This is a genomic window from Flavobacterium sp. GW821-FHT11G01 (assembly GCF_058808175.1).
In genome coordinates this window covers 343,039-359,146 of the sequence record NZ_JBXARK010000004.1, presented here as the reverse complement: position 1 = coordinate 359,146, position 16,108 = coordinate 343,039, and the positions used below count along the sequence as shown (strand labels likewise).

At 32.1% G+C, this 16,108-nt stretch carries 15 protein-coding genes; 9 read left to right on the top strand and 6 right to left on the bottom strand.

Going from position 1 to position 16,108, the window contains the following annotated elements; genetic code table 11:
- Window positions 1-76: 76 nt before the first annotated feature.
- Both AC1RRN_RS10400 and AC1RRN_RS10395 read right to left on the bottom strand, forming a co-directional pair.
- Window positions 77-865, bottom strand: coding sequence for an anti-sigma factor (locus tag AC1RRN_RS10400; protein WP_492967234.1), 789 nt, complete (start codon window positions 863-865; stop codon window positions 77-79).
- Entirely contained in the window at window positions 865-1,395 is a 531-nt protein-coding gene (locus tag AC1RRN_RS10395; RefSeq protein WP_492967233.1) for an RNA polymerase sigma factor, read from the bottom strand. The genes AC1RRN_RS10400 and AC1RRN_RS10395 overlap by 1 nt, the downstream gene beginning before the upstream one ends.
- Before the next feature lie 911 nt (window positions 1,396-2,306).
- Between AC1RRN_RS10395 and AC1RRN_RS10390 the strand changes: the two genes are divergently transcribed.
- The gene (locus tag AC1RRN_RS10390; RefSeq protein WP_492967232.1) at window positions 2,307-2,891 is read left to right on the top strand and encodes a glutathione peroxidase; all 585 of its coding nucleotides are present in this window, start codon (window positions 2,307-2,309) and stop codon (window positions 2,889-2,891) included.
- A gap of 287 nt (window positions 2,892-3,178) precedes the next feature.
- Here the strand turns inward: AC1RRN_RS10390 and AC1RRN_RS10385 are convergent, their stop codons facing one another.
- Together AC1RRN_RS10385 and AC1RRN_RS10380 are read right to left on the bottom strand one after the other, a co-directional pair.
- Window positions 3,179-3,676, bottom strand: a complete 498-nt coding sequence (locus AC1RRN_RS10385; RefSeq protein WP_492967231.1) for a GNAT family N-acetyltransferase — start codon at window positions 3,674-3,676, stop codon at window positions 3,179-3,181.
- A 15-nt stretch (window positions 3,677-3,691) separates the two neighbouring features.
- Window positions 3,692-4,867, bottom strand: coding sequence for a thioredoxin family protein (locus AC1RRN_RS10380; RefSeq protein WP_492967230.1), 1,176 nt, complete (start codon window positions 4,865-4,867; stop codon window positions 3,692-3,694).
- A gap of 172 nt (window positions 4,868-5,039) precedes the next feature.
- Between AC1RRN_RS10380 and menD the strand changes: the two genes are divergently transcribed.
- A complete protein-coding gene (gene menD, locus AC1RRN_RS10375; protein ID WP_492967229.1) occupies window positions 5,040-6,701 on the top strand; it encodes a 2-succinyl-5-enolpyruvyl-6-hydroxy-3-cyclohexene-1-carboxylic-acid synthase in 1,662 nt (553 codons plus the stop codon).
- 86 nt (window positions 6,702-6,787) lie between these two features.
- Window positions 6,788-7,129 carry a DUF2853 family protein gene (locus AC1RRN_RS10370; protein ID WP_492967228.1) on the top strand — a complete coding sequence of 114 codons (342 nt, stop codon included), beginning with the start codon at window positions 6,788-6,790 and terminating at the stop codon, window positions 7,127-7,129.
- A 53-nt stretch (window positions 7,130-7,182) separates the two neighbouring features.
- On the opposite strand, the gene AC1RRN_RS10365 is transcribed toward AC1RRN_RS10370, so the two are convergent.
- Window positions 7,183-8,532 (bottom strand): M28 family metallopeptidase, encoded by a 1,350-nt coding sequence (locus AC1RRN_RS10365; protein ID WP_492967227.1) that lies wholly within the window; start codon window positions 8,530-8,532, stop codon window positions 7,183-7,185.
- 165 nt (window positions 8,533-8,697) lie between these two features.
- Here AC1RRN_RS10365 and AC1RRN_RS10360 point away from each other — a divergent pair, with 165 nt between their 5' ends.
- The 6 genes from AC1RRN_RS10360 to AC1RRN_RS10335 all read left to right on the top strand — a co-directional run bounded on the left by AC1RRN_RS10360 (window position 8,698) and on the right by AC1RRN_RS10335 (window position 15,482).
- Complete coding sequence (locus AC1RRN_RS10360; RefSeq protein ID WP_492967226.1) at window positions 8,698-9,555, top strand: CvfB family protein; 858 nt, start codon at window positions 8,698-8,700, stop codon at window positions 9,553-9,555.
- A gap of 742 nt (window positions 9,556-10,297) precedes the next feature.
- A complete protein-coding gene (locus tag AC1RRN_RS10355; protein ID WP_017498510.1) occupies window positions 10,298-11,131 on the top strand; it encodes a 1,4-dihydroxy-2-naphthoyl-CoA synthase in 834 nt (277 codons plus the stop codon).
- Window positions 11,132-11,238: 107 nt separating this feature from the next.
- Window positions 11,239-12,201, top strand: a complete 963-nt coding sequence (menA, locus tag AC1RRN_RS10350) for a 1,4-dihydroxy-2-naphthoate octaprenyltransferase (RefSeq protein ID WP_492967225.1) — start codon at window positions 11,239-11,241, stop codon at window positions 12,199-12,201.
- Window positions 12,202-12,231: 30 nt separating this feature from the next.
- Window positions 12,232-12,909 (top strand): metal-dependent hydrolase, encoded by a 678-nt coding sequence (locus tag AC1RRN_RS10345; RefSeq protein WP_492967224.1) that lies wholly within the window; start codon window positions 12,232-12,234, stop codon window positions 12,907-12,909.
- Window positions 12,910-13,140: 231 nt separating this feature from the next.
- Window positions 13,141-14,343 (top strand): tetratricopeptide repeat protein, encoded by a 1,203-nt coding sequence (locus AC1RRN_RS10340; RefSeq protein WP_492967223.1) that lies wholly within the window; start codon window positions 13,141-13,143, stop codon window positions 14,341-14,343.
- A gap of 92 nt (window positions 14,344-14,435) precedes the next feature.
- Entirely contained in the window at window positions 14,436-15,482 is a 1,047-nt protein-coding gene (locus tag AC1RRN_RS10335) for an o-succinylbenzoate synthase (RefSeq protein WP_492967222.1), read from the top strand.
- 71 nt (window positions 15,483-15,553) lie between these two features.
- On the opposite strand, the gene AC1RRN_RS10330 is transcribed toward AC1RRN_RS10335, so the two are convergent.
- Window positions 15,554-16,108 (bottom strand): helix-hairpin-helix domain-containing protein, encoded by a 555-nt coding sequence (locus AC1RRN_RS10330; protein WP_492967221.1) that lies wholly within the window; start codon window positions 16,106-16,108, stop codon window positions 15,554-15,556.

Sequence of the window (16,108 nt, the reverse complement as noted above, 5' to 3'; positions counted from 1 at the left end):
GTTCAATTAAAAATAATAAAAAAACGCACATCAATTAAATTAATATGCGTTTTTAAGTTTTATGCTATGTTTATTTTTAAACTTTTCCTAAAGTATATAATTGTGTCATTGTTGGTGTTAAGCTTCCTCCGGCTGGTTCAAGCGTAATTCCAAAAGCCTCAGCTTCATTGGTACGATCTACAGCAAAGATTTTATTTGAATTTCCTTCAAAATCGCTCAATAAACCAATGCTTGTTGGCGTAAGAACCGGACTTAATTTTAAAGCCCAAACCTGGTAAACCATTCCTTTTGGAGGTTTTGGTAAACCTGCAGCATCAATATAAGTTGTTTTGGTGTCTTTGTTCCAATATACTTTTGCAAATGATGTTGGCGAAACAGCCTGACCACCAAGTGTTACTCCGGTATTTTTGATATCTCTAACGATAGTTAAGCTTTTTTCTGTTTCTTTATGTTGTTGGTCTAAATAAGCAAACTCTCTTTCGATTTTAGTTTTTTCATTGCCAACAGTTGCAATAGCATCTTTGGTTTTTGTCAATTCTAAAGTTTGATATCCAAGTCCTAATAGTAACAATACTGCAGCGGCCCAGCCCACATATTGTGACCATTTCGAAGCCGGTTTCATTTCGACTACTTTGCCATGCTTCAGTTCTAAACGAGCTTTTATTTTCTCGAAATTCGCTACAGAATGGAAAGGAGAGAAGCTTGATGATAAAGCTACAATAGCTTTTTCTATCAAAATAATTTCCTGATCCACTTCCGGACTTTTTTTAGCCATTTCGGCTATTTCTAAATTTTCAGTTTCGGTTAATAAACCATAAACGTATAATTCTAGAATTCCTGAGTCTATATATTCTTGTGCTTCCATTATATTTTTAAATAATTACGTAAATCGTTAATACAGTTTCTGTTTTGCGTTTTGATAGTTCCCAGTGGCAATGCCAATTCTTCTGAAGCTTCTTGTTGGGTATATCCTTTAAAAAATAACAAATCGATAATTTCAATACATTTTGGTTTCAGTTTTTTGACGAATTCCTGAATCCCAATCGTATCAATTTTATTAAGTAGTTTGTTACTGTCGTCTAACAGATTTACGAAATTATCTGATGAAAGGTTTTTTTGGCTGTTATTAAAATTTTTAGATCTTAATTTATCTATTGAGGTATTTCGGGCAATATTAAGGATCCACGTGTAAAAACGTCCTTTGCTTTCGTTATACGAATCGATATTTTTCCAGATTTTGACAAAAACTTCTTGCAAAACATCTTCAGATTCTTCCCGGTTTTTTATCAAAACGTGGATGACCGAATACAGACTTTTGGAATACATATCATACAAGTGGGTAAAAGCTCTTTCGTCTTTCTTGTAGATCAAAACTAATAATTCTTCTTGACTCATAGATTAAGGTTTTTAAAGTTTAAACAAAATTTATTGAACAATATGTGTTACTTGAGATAAAGATAATTTATTTTTTTATGAAAAATAGATTTTTTTTAATAGCTAAATCCCTAGTAAAATAAGGGATTTTAAAAAAAATATCATTTTTTTTTCATTTTTTTAAAACCAAAAACAATCCAATTACGTAAATGCTATTATAACATCAGAATTGTTAATCTGTCAAATAGCAAAATCTAAAAAAATGCAGGATAATAAGCTCTTTTAAGATTAGTCAGATCTATTCATTTTAACAGTTGTTTAAAGAATTTTTTAGGGTTTAATGAAGACAAAAAAGAATAAAACTATGAAAAATCTTAATAAATTAAAAATTTTAATTGTAGGTCTCACTGCGGTTTTGGCCTTGTCAAATTTTAACAATAAAAATATTCGAAAAGGAATTATCAAGCTTCATCATTCGGCTTTAAATGTTGCGGTTTGTCAAAGCAATTTTATTCAAATTAATAGTTGAAGATTTAATAGTTGATGTCCTCGGACTTCCAACCCGAAAATTATTTGCAAACTGTATTTTCCAAATTAAACGAATTAGAAATTTTCCTTATACACGCCGTTAAAAAGATCAGCTGGGGAATATGAATTAGAGTTTAAAATTAATTTTCACTATAACCGGGAGGCATCAACTATAATTTAAATATAAAGTAACTATAAGGTAAGAATTCAGGATAGCACCAATTTCTTATTTTATAATATAAAAGGAATATTAATTCATGGTTTGATTTGTTTGTATGGGGAGAAGCCTAACGAGTGATTAACGTTAGGCTTCGTTTTTTTATTTAACTTATGTTTAATAAAAATAAAGCAATCAAATTCTTTCTGTAAAACAGATTTTAACTAATTTTATAAAAAAATAAACGATGAATAAAATAGCATTTTTAGTTTGTAGTGCAGTCTTTTTAATAACAGCACAACTTCAGGCTCAAACAAGTATCAATAAATCTAAAACAGAAAAAGTTATGGGAAAACAAACCATCTATCAATTTAAAGTTGAAGATTTATCAGGAAACACTTTTGATTTTGCTTCTTTAAAAGGCAAAAAAGTCATGATTGTAAACACCGCTTCAAAATGCGGATTAACACCTCAATACAAAGATCTTGAAGCAGTTTACAAAGAATATAAAGACAAAGGTTTTGTTATTGTTGGTTTCCCTGCAAATAATTTTGCGTCTCAGGAACCAGGAACAAATGAAGAAATCCAAACATTTTGTCAACAAAATTATGGTGTAACTTTTCCAATGATGGATAAGGTTTCTGTAAAAGGAGATGATATGTGTGAGGTTTATAAATTCTTAACTCAAAAATCTAAAAACGGTTTACAGGATTCTGAAGTAGAATGGAATTTTCAAAAATACTTAATCAATGAAAAAGGAGAATTGGTAAAAGTTATCAAACCAAAAACCTTAGTTACAGAACCAGAAGTAATCAATTGGATTAAAAGTTAATCCAGAATGATCTAAACCAAAAAAATCCACAAATTTGAATTTAATTTCAGGTTTGTGGATTTTTTTTGAAGCTACTTCCTGCTGTCCACTGTATCTTTTATGGTGAACCCCACCACAAAAGGATGCCGTTCCCATCAGGGCTAGGGGCACTCGTTTTCAAAAATCAATCAATTCGTATTCTTATTTATAGCTAAAAATAGAAATCCGTTTAAATCAGCGTCATCCGTGTGCTATTTTTCATCTAAGTACCTTAGCGAACATTGCGTAAACCTTTGCGTTCTTAGCGGTTAAGCAAGAATCAATTGCATGAAAACCAAATCTAACCAATGATCAAATTTATAACCGACTTCACGAATTTTGCCTGTTACTACAAAGCCAAATTTTTCATGAAAAGCAATACTTCCTGCGTTATCAGCATCAATAGCGCCAATCATAACGTGGTAACCTTGTTCTTTCGCTAACCGAATTAGTTCGGTCAATAATTGAGATCCAATGCCTTTTCCTATTACATTATCAACTACATAAACTGAATGTTCTACTGTATATTGATAACCAATTTTTTCACGAAATTGTCCATAACTCCCAAAACCAACTACTTCACCATCTAAATCAGCCACAACAATAGGAAGATTTTTTGCAGTTTTATCTTCAAACCATTTTGTTTGTACTTCAAGTGTTTGAACATCATAACTATAATTAGCTGTGGTGTGTAGAATAGAATGGTTTACAATGTCCAGAATTTTTTCTAAATCATTTTTTGTCGCAGGTCTAAGAGTAAGGCTCATGGTTTTTATAGAATATTATTTTGTATTTAATTCAGCCAATAAAGTATCAACTTCTTTGGTGTTCGAAGTCATTTCGGTGCAAATAACTTTTGCATCATTGGCATATTGCAAAGCTGATTTTTTGTCTTTTATTTTATTATAGAGTCTTGCGACGAGCAAATTCCCCTCATAAGAATCATTTAATTCTAAAGAATGTTTTACCCAAAAAATAGATTTTTTAAGGCTTTCCGTATCCTGAATATGTTTTAAATAAGTTTGTCCAATATCTTTTAAAAAACTGGCATCGTTCCAAACTAATTTCTGGGTATCTGCAAGTGTTACTTTTTTATAAAACTGCCATTTTTCAGTTCTTTCGGCCAAAGTTAAATCAAATTTAAAAACTAAAGAATCTGTTTTTTGCAATCGTATTGATTTTGCAACTTCTCTTTGTTTATAATAATTAACAGTATCCAGATTATCAACCAACGGACGAAGTAATTCGGTTACAATACTTTCAATTTTGCGATCTACACGATTTTGCGAAGCTACAGCAGCAAACTCCTTTTGATGTTTTAAAACGTATTGAAATTCTCTCGAATTAATATCGGTAACGCCATTGGCAATGATTCTCCAATTGGTTTCGCTAATCAATTGTGCATCAGATTGGGTTTTAAGATATATATGAGTAGGAACAGATAAATCAGTTCTGTCTTTTCCTTTTTTTAAGGTGTTTAGGTAAGCAAAAAAGGTATTAGAATTACTCGGATCTGAAAGAAATTCTTTCTCCAAATAAGGCAATTGCATTCTCGAATTCAATGCATTTTTTACCTCGGTCATGAATTCGGCTGTTTTCATTTCACCTTTCAATACGTACAACAGTGTTTCATTGGAATCTAAAAACAAAAAAGTAGGGAGTGATTTTGTATTGTACTTATTTTTAAGTGCTAATCCTTCTTCTTTTTCGATATTTTTCCAAATGCAGACATAGTTTTCCTTTAAAAAATCCATCACGTTTGGATCGCTAAAAACTTCTTTTTTCATCTGATTACAATGAGGACACCATTCGGCATAAAGCATTATAAAAAGTGGTTTTCCTTCTGTTTTTGCCGTTTCTAAAGCTTTTTTATACGGAGTATCGTCAGGAACAAATTGATTTTGTGACTTTACGGCTTGTATTGAAATACAAAGTAAAAAAAGATAGATGAAACGCATATAAAGTTTTATTTTAATCAAAAAAATGCTTTTACAAATATATTTCCTTTTTCTAAAAACAGCCTTAATATCTTCCCAATTTATAAGTAAATCAAATGTGAAGTTTGTAACTTTGTGATATCAAAAAAAATCTTCAAGTTTAGATTTTCTTTAAAAATAATACGCCATAAGAATGATTTACCCCAAAATACCGCTTGCTCAAAGCATTATCGAAATTTGTTTAGCAAAAGGAATCACTAATATTATTATTTCTCCGGGATCAAGAAATGCACCTTTAACGATAGGTTTTGCACAAAATCCTAATTTTACCTGTTACAGCATTGCAGATGAACGTTGCGCAGCCTTTTTTGCATTAGGAATTGCACAGCAAACTAAAAAACCAACAGCAATTGTTTGTACTTCAGGTTCTGCATTATTAAATTATTATCCGGCTGTGGCCGAAGCATTTTACAGTCAGATTCCATTGATTGTAATTTCAGCAGATCGTCCTCAAAGTAAGATAGACATTGGTGATGGACAAACCATTCGTCAGGAAAATGTTTTTCAGAATCATTCGGTTTTCAATGCTAATTTAACCGAAGAAGCTTCTGATGAAAATGATTTAAAAATCAACAAAGCCATAGAGACGGCCATTCTTCAGAAAGGACCGGTTCATATTAATGCACCTTTTGAAGAGCCTTTATATGAAACTGTTTCAGCGCTTTCCGTTCAACCAAAAATCACAGATTCAGAAGAAATTATCGGAACAAAAACTATAGAAAATATAGCTGATTTTGTTTCAATTTGGAATTCAGCCAAACGTAAATTAATTATGGTTGGTGTTGATGATGCGAATAGTATTGATCAGGAAATTGTCGATAATTTTGCAAATGATCCGTCTGTTGTAGTACTGACAGAAACGACTTCAAACTTACATCACCCGGAATTTATTAATAGTATCGATACTTTAATTACGCCGTTTGATGATGTTGATTTTAAAGAACTTAATCCAGATGTTTTAATAACTTTTGGTGGTATGATTGTATCAAAACGTATAAAAGGATTTTTGCGCAAACATAAACCAAAAGAACATTGGCATATTGACACTTTGCGGGCTTACGATACATTTAGTGCTTTGACAAAACATTTTGTAATGCAGCCAAATGATTTTTTTACAGATTTATTATCCCAAACATCTTTTACGGAAAGTAAGTATGCGAAAAAAATTGCTAAAATTTACGATTTAAGAAAAGTAAGAAGAAAGGAATATCTAAATAAAATTCCTTTTTCAGATTTTAAAGTTTTCGAAAAAGTCATAGAATCGTTGCCTAAGAACAGTCAATTACAAATTAGTAATAGTTCGGCCATTCGATATGCACAATTAATTCATATTGATCCATCAATAGAAGTTTTTTGCAACCGCGGTACGAGCGGAATTGACGGCAGCACGTCAACTGCAATTGGTGCTTCGGTTGGAAGCGGAAAACCAAATGTTTTTATTACCGGAGATATTAGTTTCCTATACGATAGCAATGCTTTATGGAATTCCTACATCCCAAAAAACTTCAAAATTATTTTGATTAATAATGGAGGAGGGGGAATTTTCAGAATTTTGCCAGGACATGAAGAAAAACCTGTTTTTAATACCTATTTCGAAACCTCCCATCATTTAACCGCTGAGCATTTGGCTAAAATGTACCAGTTTGAGTATTTGACGGCTTCTGATAGTGCATCATTGGAAACCGGAATTCATAATTTATACGCTCAAAATGACAAACCTGTTATTTTAGAGATTTTTACGCCTACTACTGAAAATGATGTTATCTTGAAACAATACTTTAAAGAATTGATTTAATTTGTAAGTTAAATATTGTTAAAATTAATTAAAAAAAGTAAATTTAATTTTACATTTGGGTATATAATTATAACCAATATAAAATTATGAGCGCTAGAGAAGAATTAATTAAAAAGTATGCACTAGATCTTAAAGAAAAATGTGGAGTTACTCCAAATATGGATTTACTAACCAAGGTTACAATTGGTTGTGGGCCATCAATTTATAATGCTGATTCATCAACAGTTGCCGGATCGCAACAATCTGAATTAGATACAGTAAAAAAGAATTTTCTAATTAAGAAATTAGGATTAACTGACAGCCCCGCCTTAAATGCTGGAATTGCAACAGTTCTCGAGAAATATGGCAAATCTAATAAGCATAAATACAGAGTTGTTGTGTATTATTTACTGACTTTACACTTTAAAAAAGAAAGTGTTTACAAATAGAATATAAAGTAAAAAGCGCCTAACAAGGCGCTTTTTTTATTTATAGTAAAATCTTAACGAATCGGAATTGGAAATACCGGTATACTTGCATGACCTAGAGCATCAACTGTTTGTACGGCAAAGAAATAATTATCTTTAGAATACGGAATTTCAGCTTTAGTATCTTTTACAAAAAATGTTTTTTCCCAATGAGATGAAGATGTTTCTCTCATCAAAATCTGATAACCAAATTGCGGCTTATCTTCAGGAGCGCTCCAAATTAAAGTAGAGGAGTTAGAAAGGTTTTTAACTTCAATTCCAACATTTATCGGAGCTTTTGGAGACCACGCCAAGTTCGCTAAAACGGCTAAGTTGGCACAAGTATTTTTTCTTAAATAATCGAAATCCATAAATTCAGGAAGATCGCCATATTTTATGTTGTTCTCTGTTCTTAAATCCTGATGTTGATGGTCAAAATTTTCATTCATTTCACAAAAACGAACAGCTGTAAATCCGTTTTGGCTAAAAGGAGTATGATCTCCGCCACGTAAAAAACGATCGTTTCTATATACTAATTTCACAGAAAGCTGATCAACATATTGCTCTGTTGTTGTTTTAATATAACGTGCCAATAATCTCGAAGGACTATCATTATCGCGATTAATTGATTTACGCATTTTAGCCTCGTCTTCCGTTTCTAAATACGGAATAGTTTCACTAAAAACTCTGATTTGTGTATTATCTCTTAAATTAGTTCCACTAGATAAACTGTTGCCAATCATGTCATTATTAAGCATTGCGATAATATTCCAGTTTGATTCTTTAGCAAATTCAGCTAAATGACGAGCGCCGATAAGTCCTTGTTCTTCACCAACAACAGCAACAAAAATAATAGTAGCAGGAAAAGATCTTTTGCTCATTATTTTTGCCAATTCTATTACTGCCGCAACACCAGAGCCGTCATCATTAGCACCAGGAGCATCAGATTTTACATTCATTACATCTGAAACACGTGAGTCCAGATGTCCACTTATAATAAGTACACGATTATCATTAGGATCAGTTCCTTTTAAAGTGGCCATTACATTACCAAGCTGGCTATCTACTTTTACACGTTTTCCGTCTGCTTTAACGGTGAAATAATCTATTGCAGAAGTTAATCTTCCACCAGATTCTAAGGCATATTTATCAAACTCAGCCTTTACCCATTGTTGTGCAGCGCCAATACCTTTTGTTTTACTTTTGGTATCACTTAAAGTATGTCTGGTGCCAAAAGTTACTAATTTTCGAACAGTTGCTTCTAGATTTTCGGCTTTAACTTCTGAAATCATCTTTTTAATTTCCGGATCTTCAGTAACTTGAGAGATACTGATCTGAGAAAATAATAAAAAGGCACAAACGAAGTAAAAAGTAATTTTTTTCATTGATTTGGAGTTAATTTAGGTTCTCAAATTTAATTAAAAAGGATAAACGAAGATAGGATGTCTGTAGCTTTTTTTTAATCCAAAATATTTTTCGGTTTACCATTTTCAAACTTCGTACATTTGCAGCTGGAAACTTAGTCATTTATCGACTCAGAACTTAAGAATATGATTGAAATAGGAAAATACAATACACTTACCATATTACGCGATACCAAAGTTGGATTATTTTTAGGAAATCCTGAAAAAGATCCGGAAGGAATTCACGATATATTATTACCCAATAAATATGTTCCAAATGAATTTGAAATAGGCGAGGAGCTTATTGTTTTTGTTTATTTAGATCACGAACAACGTCCGGTGGCAACTACACTTGAACCTTATATTTTATTGAATGAATTTTCACTTTTAAGAGTAAATTACATCAATCAGGTTGGTGCTTTTATGGATTGGGGAATGGAAAAGGATATTCTGGTTCCGTTTAAAGAACAAGCGCGTCCAATGGAGAAAGGAAAGCGTTATCTGGTTTACCTTTATATGGATGAAAAAACCAATCGTTTGGTGGCTTCAAGTAAATTGAACCAATTTTTGTCAAACGATCAGCTTACAGTTGAAAAAGGAGAAGAAGTTGATTTGATTGTTTCACATATTACCGAATTAGGAATCAATGTGATTATCAATGAGAGACATAAAGGTTTGTTGTACAAAGATGAAGTTTATGATGACGCTATCAGAACTGGAGACAGAATGACGGGGTATATCAAGAATATTCGTCCTGATAATAAAATTGACGTAGCCTTGCAAGTGCAGGGTTATCAAAGTATTGAACCAAATGCAGAGAAAATTTTAGATGAATTACGCGCTAATCGTGGTTTTCTGAGATTAAATGATGCTTCACATCCTGAAGACATTAAAACAGTTTTGAAAATGAGTAAAAAGACCTTCAAAAAAGCAATTGGAGCTTTATATAAAGATAAACTCATCGAAATAAAAGAAGACGGAATTTATCTTGTAAAAGAGAATTAAAAATCACGTTTAAATATTGAAATTTATTCTAAAAGAATTTTTATAACAAGAAAGGCCGCTCATTACAAGCAGCCTTTCTCTTTTTATTCAGTTTTAAAAAAAATTGTAATTAAAAAAAAACAGAAATAAAATAATTCGAATCCATTAAAAGAATAACAACTTTATAAATTTTAGGAGTTACCCTCTCATCTGGTATGTCTTTAAACAATCAATACGTTCCTCTTAATAGCAAAAAATCAATTTCACGGCTAATCCATTTGGTTGATAAAATAACTTATAGAATGTTTTGGTTAGCATTTTTCCTCTTTTTCGTAATCAATCATATACTAATTACTTAAACAATTCTAACATTTAACCTTAGGTGTTACTGTCTCCTTTTTGAAGTTTTAACAAACGCATAAATCATTTGCTCATTAGTCAATGGTTTACTAATAAAAACCGTAAAAAAATGAGCGACAAAATTTTTAATTTTTCTCAAAAAAAGTCATTTTTTAGGTTAATAAATCAGTGAAAGAAAATCAATCATAAATCAATGAAATAAAATGTATCTCATTGATTTCTAGGGTGTAAAATTACTTAATTATTTTTGAAATCCAATGTTAAATAATGTTATTTTTTGTAAGTAAATACTATTTGCCGTATTCTTGAGAAATTTTAGTGCAGACTTAAGCCGATTTGAGTAGGTAAAAATGTAAAAATGCTTTATTTTTACACTATAATTATTAAAACTAAACAAATAGAAATGGATTGGATTACTGCCAGAGAATTTGAAGATATCACCTATAAAAAATGTAATGGAGTTGCAAGAATAGCGTTTAACAGACCTAATGTGAGAAACGCTTTCCGTCCAAAAACAACTTCAGAATTATACCAGGCTTTTTACGATGCACAAGAAGATACTTCAATAGGAGTAGTATTGCTTTCTGCCGAAGGTCCATCAACTAAAGATGGCGTTTATTCATTTTGCAGCGGTGGCGATCAAAATGCTCGTGGACATCAGGGTTATGTAGGCGAAGATGGTCAACATCGTTTAAATATTCTTGAAGTACAACGTTTAATTCGTTTTATGCCAAAAGTGGTTATTGCCGTTGTTCCAGGTTGGGCAGTTGGCGGTGGACACAGTTTGCATGTAGTTTGCGATATGACTTTGGCCAGTAAAGAACACGCTATTTTTAAACAAACAGATGCCGATGTAACTAGTTTTGACGGTGGTTACGGATCTGCTTATCTAGCTAAAATGGTGGGGCAGAAAAAAGCACGTGAAATTTTCTTTTTAGGAAGAAATTATTCAGCTCAGGAAGCAATGGATATGGGAATGGTAAATGCTGTTATTCCACACGATGAGCTTGAAGCTACTGCTTACGAATGGGCTCAGGAAATTCTTCAAAAATCGCCAACTTCTATAAAAATGCTAAAATTTGCCATGAATCTTACAGATGACGGAATGGTAGGTCAACAAGTTTTTGCAGGTGAAGCAACTCGTTTGGCTTACATGACTGAAGAAGCAAAAGAAGGAAGAAACGCATTCTTAGAAAAAAGAAAACCAAATTTCGGAGAAAATAAGTGGTTACCATAATAATTTTAGATTTAAGATTGCAGATTTTAGATTTATCTTAAAATCTGCAATTTAAATTCATAAATAACAATCTAAAATCTTAACTCTAAAATCTAAAATTAAAATAAATGAAACATTGGATTGAAGCCGCCAGATTGCGCACATTGCCTTTATCAGTTTCCGGAATTATAGTAGGAAGTATATACGCCTTATCAAACCCAACGGCAACCATCAATACACCAACTGAAGTTTTTAGTTGGAAAATTTTTGGTTTTGCACTTTTAACAACACTTGGTTTACAGGTTTTATCAAATTTTGCAAATGATTATGGAGATGGTGTAAAAGGTACAGACAATGAAGATCGTGTTGGTCCGCAACGTGCCATTCAAAGTGGAGTAATTACGCCACAGGCTATGAAAAAAGCAATCATAATTACGGCTGGATTAACTTTACTATCTGCTATCGTATTGATTTATTTTGCTTTTGGAGAAAGTAATTTCGGTTATTCTATCTTCTTTCTATTGTTAGGAGTTGCAGCAATTGTTTCGGCGATTCGTTATACAGTAGGAAATTCAGCTTACGGATACAAAGGTTTTGGAGACGTTTTTGTTTTCATTTTCTTCGGATTAGTAAGTACTTTGGGCGTTAACTTTTTATATTCAAAAGAAGTAGATCCACTTTTAATTTTACCTGCAATTTCTATCGGATTGTTAAGCGTTGGGGTTTTAAACCTGAACAACATGCGTGATGAAGAATCAGACAGAAAATCAGGAAAAAATACGATCGTAGTTCAAATTGGTGGTGCAAAAGCTAAAATTTATCATTTTACATTGATCATTACAGCAATGATTTTGGTTGTTGTTTTTGCTATTTTAAGCGATTATCGTTTCGACCAATATTTGTTTTTATTAGCTTATATTCCTTTAACTAAACATTTAATTACCGTTTATAAAAATCAAAACCCTAAGTTGTTAGATCCGGAATTAAAAAAAGTAGCGTTAAGTACTTTTTTACTTTCAATATTATTGACAGTATGTATGATTTCATTAATTTCAGACATCATTGTTAATCTCTTCTTAGGAGGAAGATAAAATAAAGTTCAATTTTAAATTGCTATAAAAATGAAAATTACATTCTACGGACACGCTTCTTTAGGCATCGAAGTTGGAGGAAAATATATTATTGTTGATCCTTTTATTACAGGAAATCCACAAGCTTCAGGAATCGATATAAATACATTAAAAGCCGATTATATTTTGCTTACACATGCGCATGGCGATCACGTTCTAGACGTTGAAGCTATTGCAAATCGTACTAATGCTGTAATTGTTTCTAATGCAGAAATAACCAGTTATTATGCAAAATTAGGTCATAATGCACATCCAATGAACCACGGTGGAAGCTGGAAATTCGATTTTGGAAAAGTGAAATATGTAAATGCCATTCACTCAAGTTCTTTTCCTGACGGAAGTTACGGAGGAAATCCTGGTGGTTTTGTAATCGAAGGCGAACATAAAAATATCTACATTGCGGGCGATACGGCTCTTACAATGGATATGAAACTGATTCCGATGCGTACTAAATTAGATTTGGCTATTCTTCCAATTGGAAATAATTTTACGATGGATGTTGAAGATGCTATTATTGCTTCTGATTTTGTAGAATGCGACAAAATCCTTGGTTATCATTTTGATACTTTTGGTTACATCGAAATCAATCACGAAGAATCAATTCGTAAATTTTTCGATAAAGGAAAAGATTTAATGCTTCTGGAAATCGGAGAATCTATTGAATTATAAATAGTTTCAGGAGCTAATCCCGCTATCCGCTATATCTTTTGTGTCTCGTTAAAGAAACGAGACACAAAAGGATATCGCTTCTATCGGGGCTAGGGCATTCGGTTTCATAAGAAACTACTTTGGCATAATTTATGTCGTTCTGAGATTAAAAGAAGATTAAAAAAACATTTTTATTTTGTCAAAAGATAATTTAATACAATTTGTAGCCAAAAAACTTATCCTAACATAAATATGAATTTAAAAAAAATTGCCCTATTTCTTTTAATTACAGTTTCATATAACTCTTTTGCTCAAAAAGATGGTTATTGGGACAAAGAGCGAGCAACAACTAAAGAAATTATTGTTTCTGCACGCGACCGAATTACTTTAAAAACAGAAGATCTTCCTGTTGGAACCACAGAAATTGTTTATCGAATTACACTTTTAGACGAAAACCAGCAAATGGCAAACAGTTTGGTTTCGGTCTTGAAAGCAATTCCAGACCCAACCGGAATCAGTCAGGGTTCTGCCGGAGCAGTTTTTCTAATGTCAAAAATCTCCGGAGATGATACATGTACGTATGCGCTTTTTACTTCAAATGAAAGTGCAAAAAAATACATTGAAGACGGAAAAACAGACAAAGCCTGCTATGCACAAGTAGATGAAGTAAGCAAAGACGCAAAAAGATTATCATTAGACAAGTCTTCTTGTTTAGGACAAGATATTAGTACAATTTGGTTTGGTTTTCACAGTAAAAACTGGCTTCTGAATCAAAAAATTGTTTTAGAAGTTGTGCCTTGGGTTGATACTAAATTAAACCGCGGTTGGAATCAGGATAACAAAAACGAAATTATCAGTTTATGCAAAACATCAACAATGGCACAGAAAATGGCCAATTCTGATGATTTTTGCGTTTGTATTTTAGACAAAATTATCAAGCAATATCGTTATACAGAGTTTCAAAAACTATTGCCAATCGAAAAAAACAAAGTCTACAAAGATTTTGGAAATGCTTGCTATAAAGATGCTGACATCTCTAAAAATGTATACGGCGATTTACGAACGCAAGCTGCTGCATTAATAAAATTGCAAAAATACAATGAAGCGATTCCAAAATTAAATACAATCATTAACGATGGAAAAGCCACAGCATTGGATTACAGTTCAATTGGTTATTGCTATATTATAACGAAACAATATGCCAAAGCAATTAAATTTCTCAAAGAAGGCGAGAAATTAGACGATACTGAATTATTAGTAAAACTAAATTTAGCCCATGTTTATTTGGTTAGTGATGATTATAGTGAAGCAAAAGTAATCTATAAAAAATACCAAACTCAAAACGTAACAGACAGCTTAAGTTGGAAAGACAAAACAAAAAAAGATTTTGAACTTTTTCAAAAAGCCGGATTACCTTCAAAAGACTTCGAAAAAGTTTTAAAGCTTTATAATTAAGTTGCTAAGACGCTGAGATACTAAGTTCTAAGTTCTTTTAGCTTCCGAATATCTCAGCATCTTAGCATCTTAGAAACTTAGTATCTAAAAAAATGAAAGCTTCTTACCACAAATATATGCTCGAGTTTAAACGTCCGTCTGGTACGTCACGAGGCATTATGACCGAAAAAGAAACCTGGTTTATTGTTCTTGAACAAAATGGTAAAAAAGGAATAGGCGAGTGCGGTATTTTGCGTGGTTTAAGTGCTGATGATCGTCATGATTATGAAGAAAAACTCAAATGGGCCTGCGAAAATATTCATCTTGGCGAAACTGCACTTTGGGAAGCTTTATTAGAATTTCCTTCGATTCAATTTGGCATAGAAATGGCATTTTTATCTCTTAAAAATGAAAATCCATATTTATTATTTCCTTCTGAATTTACGAATAATACGAAGTCAATTATAATAAATGGTTTGGTTTGGATGGGAGAAGCCTCCTTCATGAAACAACAAATTGAAGAAAAATTAGCTGACGGATTTAATTGTATCAAACTTAAAATTGGTGCCATTGATTTTCAGAAAGAATTAGAATTATTGCAATTTATAAGAAGCCATTTTTCTGCTGAACAAATTGAAATTCGTGTTGATGCAAATGGTGCTTTTGCTTTACACGAAGCTTTAGATAAACTAAATCAATTAAATCAATTCCAGCTTCATAGTATCGAACAGCCAATTAAAAAAGGAAATATAAAAGCTATGGCTGATTTATGTCTGGTAACACCATTTCCGATTGCTTTAGACGAAGAATTAATTGGTGTATTTTCTTTAGAAGAAAAAGAAAAATTATTACAAGAAATCAAACCTCAATATATTATTTTAAAGCCAAGTTTTGTTGGTGGCTTTAGAGGAACTCAGGAATGGATTACGTTAGCCGAAAAATACAATATTGACTGGTGGATTACCTCTGCATTAGAAAGTAATATCGGTCTTAATGCTATTGCGCAATGGACATTTACATTAAATTCAATAATGCCACAGGGCTTAGGAACCGGAGCACTTTATACCAATAATTTTGATTGCCCGTTAGAAGTCTCAAAAGGGCAATTATGGTACAATAAAACAAAAAAATGGGATTTATCATTTTTTGAAATAATATAAAACACACACTAAATTAAGTTACTAAAAAAGCCTTTGTCTCTTTATAACTCTGAATCTTTGAACCTCGATTTTCATTCTTTCCCTCCACGCAATCCGGCTTTCCAGGCTTTAAGCTCCTCCCATTTACCTTCATAAGATAATAAAGCCTGTCTTCCCCAGGTACTGGGATTATGTATAGCATAATTTTCTCCTCCGCCATCTAATATTGCTTGTAATTTTTCCGTTGGTGTTTCAGATAAATCTTTCCATGTTGTGATTCCGGCTGCATTTAATAAACTTTCTATTTTCGGGCCAATTCCTTCAACAATTTTTAGATCATTTTCTTTTATTTTTTTTCCAAAAACCGTCTTGGCTAGTTCTGCATCAAATAAAAATGTAGGTGTCGTATGAGTTACTGTAGATTGTTTTTTATTCGGTTTTGTCTTTTTTTCTGCTAAATCAGCTTCTAAAGACGAAATTCGGGTATTTAAACTTTTTGTGTGCGTTTTACAGGCATCTAAATCTGACTGTAATGCAGAGACAAGCGAATGATCTGTTTTTGATGATGCTTTCTTTCCTAAATAATAGCCTAAGATTCCAAAGACTACTCCCGTTAATAAGGGGATTAAGATACAAGAGATATCCAT

Bases quoted from the DNA above. Each gene is read 5' to 3' on its own strand.
- AC1RRN_RS10380 (WP_492967230.1), bottom strand. From the start codon at position 4,867: ATGCGTTTCATCTATCTTTTTTTACTTTGTATTTCAATACAAGCCGTA.
- AC1RRN_RS10330 (WP_492967221.1), bottom strand. From the start codon at position 16,108: ATGGATATCTCTTGTATCTTAATCCCCTTATTAACGGGAGTAGTCTTT.
- AC1RRN_RS10340 (WP_492967223.1), top strand. From the start codon at position 13,141: ATGAATTTAAAAAAAATTGCCCTATTTCTTTTAATTACAGTTTCATAT.
- AC1RRN_RS10360 (WP_492967226.1), top strand. From the start codon at position 8,698: ATGATTGAAATAGGAAAATACAATACACTTACCATATTACGCGATACC.
- AC1RRN_RS10395 (WP_492967233.1), bottom strand. From the start codon at position 1,395: ATGAGTCAAGAAGAATTATTAGTTTTGATCTACAAGAAAGACGAAAGA.
- AC1RRN_RS10400 (WP_492967234.1), bottom strand. From the start codon at position 865: ATGGAAGCACAAGAATATATAGACTCAGGAATTCTAGAATTATACGTT.
- AC1RRN_RS10345 (WP_492967224.1), top strand. From the start codon at position 12,232: ATGAAAATTACATTCTACGGACACGCTTCTTTAGGCATCGAAGTTGGA.
- menA (WP_492967225.1), top strand. From the start codon at position 11,239: ATGAAACATTGGATTGAAGCCGCCAGATTGCGCACATTGCCTTTATCA.
- AC1RRN_RS10335 (WP_492967222.1), top strand. From the start codon at position 14,436: ATGAAAGCTTCTTACCACAAATATATGCTCGAGTTTAAACGTCCGTCT.
- menD (WP_492967229.1), top strand. From the start codon at position 5,040: ATGATTTACCCCAAAATACCGCTTGCTCAAAGCATTATCGAAATTTGT.
- AC1RRN_RS10370 (WP_492967228.1), top strand. From the start codon at position 6,788: ATGAGCGCTAGAGAAGAATTAATTAAAAAGTATGCACTAGATCTTAAA.
- AC1RRN_RS10390 (WP_492967232.1), top strand. From the start codon at position 2,307: ATGAATAAAATAGCATTTTTAGTTTGTAGTGCAGTCTTTTTAATAACA.
- AC1RRN_RS10355 (WP_017498510.1), top strand. From the start codon at position 10,298: ATGGATTGGATTACTGCCAGAGAATTTGAAGATATCACCTATAAAAAA.
- AC1RRN_RS10365 (WP_492967227.1), bottom strand. From the start codon at position 8,532: ATGAAAAAAATTACTTTTTACTTCGTTTGTGCCTTTTTATTATTTTCT.
- AC1RRN_RS10385 (WP_492967231.1), bottom strand. From the start codon at position 3,676: ATGAGCCTTACTCTTAGACCTGCGACAAAAAATGATTTAGAAAAAATT.